Annotated in this window: 1 protein-coding gene and 3 pseudogenes; 3 read left to right on the top strand and 1 reads right to left on the bottom strand. The window is 34.1% G+C overall.

Translation table 11 applies throughout. From position 1 onward, the window contains the following. Positions 1-289: 289 nt before the first annotated feature. Positions 290-610, bottom strand: a complete 321-nt coding sequence (locus ACFIJL_RS08435; RefSeq protein WP_375612651.1) for a helix-turn-helix domain-containing protein — start codon at positions 608-610, stop codon at positions 290-292. Positions 611-712: 102 nt separating this feature from the next. Here ACFIJL_RS08435 and ACFIJL_RS08430 point away from each other — a divergent pair. The 3 pseudogenes from ACFIJL_RS08430 to ACFIJL_RS08420 form a co-directional block, all read left to right on the top strand. After that, a pseudogene (locus ACFIJL_RS08430) lies at positions 713-978 on the top strand (hypothetical protein); the annotation flags it as partial. Then, a pseudogene (locus tag ACFIJL_RS08425) lies at positions 973-4215 on the top strand (type ISP restriction/modification enzyme); the annotation flags it as partial. The pseudogenes ACFIJL_RS08430 and ACFIJL_RS08425, both read left to right, overlap by 6 nt. 1230 nt (positions 4216-5445) lie before the next feature. Continuing rightward, positions 5446-5711 (top strand): annotated as a pseudogene (locus ACFIJL_RS08420) (hypothetical protein); the annotation flags it as partial.

Below are 5711 nucleotides of genomic sequence, written 5' to 3'. Positions count from 1 at the left end.
TCGCACATCACTAAGAGAATTTCATCAGAATTTATAAACACTGGTTTATTCACAAATGCCTCCATACTGCCTATTGGAAAAAGTTATTTTCTAATATATGGAGTGATTAATACGTTTTTCGTAACGATATGTCAATAGATAAAATACGAAAAACGTATTTTTATTTTTATAAATCTATTCGATTTTGTTTATTATCATTAATGTTAATGAGGTGCTTATGATAGAAAATATAAAAGAAAAGCAGCTATCCATCATGCTAAATAAATTAACCGAATGTGAAAAAAAGCTTTTATGAATTTCTTGCTGCGAGCAGAGATTTTAAAAGATCCTCGACAATCTTCTTTTCAGAATCATTCGCTTGTGAATATAAGTAAAGAAAATCATCAGAGTAAGGTCCAGAAATAGGTGAAGAATCTTTAAAAAACTCCATAATTTTAACTAATTCATCTGCCTTAATATCTCTCATTTCCCTATTTGTATTAAGATTAATCATATTGGATATAGCTGGTCTTCTTATACCAAGATGGGCGGCAAGCTTGGCTTGGCTCCCTCGTCCCATTTTATCAAGCTCTTTTTTTATCCAAATTTTTAGCTCTTTTTGCCTAATCATAATTAAGTTTATTCCTTATTTTTAAAGTCCTTACAATATAAAAAATACAATGATACGTTTTTCGTATTGACTAAATATTTTTGATATCGTATTTTTATCGCTATGATAAAAACATATACGAAAACCGCAAAACTCATAATTGAGTATCTAGGTGGGTATAAAAAAGTTGCTAATATCGTTAATCGCAATGTTATTGTAATTAGAAAATGGGCTTACCCTTTTGAAAAGCGAGAGGGTAAAGGCGGCATCATTCCAGCTAAATACCAAATTATGCTTTTGAACTATGCACGTGAGCATGGGATAGATTTACGTCCAGAAGATTTTTTTATCCCGAGCGCTTGCAGAGATTAATGCAAGAGCAACACCCGCGTAAAAGCCAAGTGGATGTGATACAAGCAGTGGGACGTGTGATGCGTCGTGCAAAAGGCAAAAAGATGGGCTATATCATTTTGCCGGTTGGTGTTCCTGCTGATGTTTCACCAGAAGAGGCATTAAAAAACAATAAGAGATACAGTGTTGTCTGGCAAGTTCTCAATGCTTTGCTTGCCCATGATGAGAATTTTAGTAAAACCCTTAACCAGATGGTCTTAGGACAAGACGTAAGCTCTATCATCGACATTGTTACAGTTTCTAAAAAGACCGAATTAGAGAATGTCACCACGGTTATTGACGAAATCACGCTTCACGAAAAATCAGAAAAATCCGGACTTTGTATTGGGACACAAGCTCATGAACCGCAACATAGTCATAGCGTAACAGGAAGATTACCCTTTTTTGTTGAGTTTCCCAATGCTCTCAAAACACTGATTGTTAAAAAATCTACTATGAGTGATTATTGGGGCATTTGGGCTGGCAATGTTGCTGAGATTGCACAAAACCATATCACACGCCTTCAAACTATGCTTTCTGATCAAACAAGCGAAGCTTATCATGCCTTTGATACGTTTTATAAAGAATTAAAAAACAACTTAAACAGTGAGATAAAGCAAGAAGAAGCGATTGAGATGTTAGCGCAACATCTTGTGACGCGTCCTGTGTTTGAAGCTTTGTTTGAGGGCAATGAATTTGTACAAAACAATGCCATTTCGCAAGCAATGGAAAAAATCTTAACAGAACTCGATAAAACCAATATTGAGGAAGAATCCAAAGAATTACAAGAGTTTTATGACAGCGTAAAGTTCCGTGCCTCTGGCATTACAGAACCACAGGCAAGACAAAATCTTATTATCAAACTTTACGAAGATTTTTTTACCAAAGCTTTTAAGAAGACAACGGATAGGCTTGGCATTGTTTATACCCCCGTTGAGGTTGTCGATTTTATCATTCATTCTGTTGATGATGTGTTGCGTAATGAGTTTGGAAAAAGCTTGGGATCACGGGATGTCTCTATTCTTGACCCTTTCACTGGAACGGGGACCTTTATCACAAGGCTTTTACAATCAAAGCTCATAAAACCAGAGGATATGGAATATAAGTTCCGTCATGATATCCATGCCAATGAGATTGTTTTACTGGCTTATTACATAGCAGCCATTAACATTGAATCGACTTATCATAGTTTGAAGAAAGGAGAGTATATTCCTTTCAAACATATTGGTTTAACCGATACATTCCGGATGCTTGAAAAACAAGATCTGATGAGAGGTTTACTAGAGAAAAACAGTGAATATTTAGAACTTCAGAAAAACCTCAATATTGAAGTTATCTTCGGCAATCCTCCTTATTCAACAAAGCAAAAAAACGAAAATGATAATGCAAAAAACACACCCTATCCGATTTTAGATAAACGTATTAGTGAAACTTATGCTGCTCATTCAAAAGCAACCAATATGCAAGCAATTTATGATAGCTATATTCGTGCTATTCGCTGGGCAAGTGACCGTATAAAAGACCGTGGTATTATTGGTTTTGTTACAAATGCCGGTTTTATTAATGGAAGTTCTACGGACAGTCTACGAAAGTGCCTCGTTGAGGAATTTAGCAGCCTTTATATTTTCCATTTACGGGGTAACCAACGAACTTCTGGAGAACTTTCTCGAAAAGAAGGTGGTAAAATTTTTGGTTCTGGATCTCGAGCCCCTATAGCGATTTCCATTCTCGTAAAAAATCCAAATGCACAACAGCGTGGTAAGATATATTTTCGTGATATTGGAGACTATCTCACGAGGCAAGAAAAGCTTACAATGATTGAATCCCTTGGAAGCATTAATGGTATTACACGGAGTAAACAAGGTTGGCAAATCATTATACCAGATAAGCACGGTGATTGGATAAATCAACGTGATGACAATTTTAAAGCATTTTTAGCCATAGGTGTTAAGAAAGGTAATAATAAGAAAAAGCTCTTTGAAACTTTTTCGTGTGGTATACAAACTAATCGTGATGCTTGGGCATATAACTCAAATCGTGAAGTTTTAGCAAAAAACATGAGTTATATGATTGCTTTCTATAATAGCGAAGTGGAACGTTTTAATAATGTCTATCCGCATGCTGACCGTAAGTTACGTGCAAATGCTGTAAACGATTTTGTTAGTGTTGATGCTACAAAAATTTGTTGGAGTAGTAGTCTGAAAGAAGAGTTTGTAAGAGGAAAGGTTTTTGAATTTGAAGATAAATGTCTTATTCAAAGCCTATATCGTCCTTTTACGAAGCAATGGCTTTACTATAGTCGTATTTTTAACCATAGAGTCTATCAAATGCCGCGGATATTTCCTATAGGGCAAGCGGTTGAAAACAGAGTGATACAAATTACAGGCATAGGAGCAATGGGAGGCTTTTCTGTGCTTATGACTACGGCTCTGCCCGATGTTCAGGTGATAGAAAATGGACAATGCTTTCCACGCTATATTTACGAAGACACTACGGTCTCAAAAGATAAAAACAAGAAACAAACTCATTTATTTACGGATTCTACAGAAGACAGCAAAACAGCTGATTTACAGAGGAGTGATGCCATTACGGATGAGGGACTAGCGCATTTTAAAGCTGCTTATCCTAATGAGACTATAATAAAAGAAGATATCTTTTATTACGTATACGGTCTACTTCACTCAGAAGATTATCGTGCCCGTTATGCTGATAACCTCTCTAAAGAGTTGCCTCGCATCCCTTGTGTAAAAAGCGCTGAAGATTTTTGGAAGTTTGTTAATGCTGGACGTGAACTAGGGCATTTGCACGTGAATTATGAGACTGTAGAGCCTTATCCAGTGACCTTTAAAAAGGGTAATCCAAAACAAACAGAGATCTCTAATCCCGAAAAATTTTATTACGTTACAGAAATGAAATTCGCAAAAATTAAGAATAGTAAGGAAAAGGATAAATCTACAGTTATTTACAACAGCAATATCACAATAACAGACATCCCTCTTGAAGCTTATGAGTATATCGTTAATGGTAAACCCGCTCTTGAATGGGTTATGGAGCGTCAATGTGTAAAGACTGATAAAAAGAGTGGTATTGTGAATGATGCCAATCGCTATGCTGTTGAAACCGTTGGCAACCCTGCCTACCCTCTAGAGTTATTTCAAAGGGTTATTACCGTAAGTTTAGAGACAATGAAAATCGTAAAAAACTTACCAAATTTGGTATTAAGAGAAACTGAATAACTTATAAAGCATGCTCACATAATGGGTATGATAAACGCATAAGTGGTATAAGGTCTTATAGCTATAGGTTCCTATACCCCCTTTATACATTGCTTACATACAATCTCTAAAAGGAGTGTTTATATGCGTTATTCTAAAAAGAAATCCCATCTTAAAGTGAATAGGCTTCTTTTACATTGCCTTTAAGAGGTTATATCGTAATCTAAAATGATAGCTTTATCCTTTTCAAAAGCTTTGTTTAAAGAGAGTTATGTATATTCATTTTACTTATAGGTTTTGTAGGTTCTTAAAACCCCCAAAACCCTTACAAAACATACATCATTAGTTGAATTTATAGGTTGTATTATTGATATAGGTTGTTTTTTGAAAAATTGATAAAAAATAATATATTGAAATATAATGATTTTAATTTTTCTCATTTGAAAAAAATGATATAGGTTCTAAAAAGAACTGACAAGACTGACAAAAGTTTATTAAAAGGGATTTTGCTCATCTCTATAATGATCAGTTTCTATTGAGATGTTTTCATAACAAGCAATAAATCACAATTATCCTATTTATCATTTCTCTTATGAACATGAAAAATGATGCCATGGCTATAAAGAACATAACAACTATAGAGAAAGCAAAAATGCAAATGAAAGCATTTGTTATAAGAGCGCGGTGCTATTAAGGTTTTTTAAATTAGAGCCCCTTATAAACAAAATTCACAAAAAATTTAAAATTCATTTAGTAAAAAAATGATAGGTTATAAAGCTAAAAATACGCATTATGAGAGCGTTTCTAAATATTATAAATGTATAGATTCAGAAAATACGCAATCGTTTCATAAAGCATATAATATATCTTTAAAAGCACATAAATATAAAAGAAGCAATTAATAAGCATAAGATATTATCAATACATAACGTATTTAAAAAATAAGAAAAAACATAAAAAAGATAAAATATTGTTTGACAATAAATACGTATTTTGTTATATAAATACTCAAGTGATGAAAACACTTAAACCGTAAGCGGATAGGTTACGAAACAGCCTCTCCCATGTCTTTAAAATACTGGCTATCTTTTATGCTTTTGTTAGTATATGAGAATTTTGTCGGGCGTGGTTATGCCATACAATACCCATTTATGGGAAAAGCATAACAACGGACTTACGGCCGTGTTTTCAACGCCCGATGCTCTTATAGAGTGTCAATTGAAAACGTTATTAACCCGTAAGGTTTTAATTATGAAAAATATATCAAAAAACACCCCCGTTATCTCTAATATTTCAAATGAAACCACGTCTGTTAATCAACAAGAGCCTGCAAAAAAATATGAATTTATTGATGATTGTGAATATATCGATGGTCATTTCTTAACTCGAATTAGAGCCTTAAGAGATTTTGATGATGTCAAAAAAGGTGACCTCGGTGGCTATATTGAAAGTGAAGATAATCTCTCTCATGAAGGTAATTGCTGGGTGTATAATAAAGCTCGGGTCTTTCAAAATGC

The organism is Bartonella sp. TT119HLJHH, from assembly GCF_042193385.1.
Taxonomy (GTDB): Bacteria; Pseudomonadota; Alphaproteobacteria; order Rhizobiales; family Rhizobiaceae; genus Bartonella.
This window is presented reverse-complemented; position numbering and strand designations above follow the sequence as displayed.

Excerpts from the sequence above, each read along its gene's own strand:
- ACFIJL_RS08435 (WP_375612651.1), bottom strand. The coding sequence starts at position 610 with ATGATTAGGCAAAAAGAGCTAAAAATTTGGATAAAAAAAGAGCTTGAT.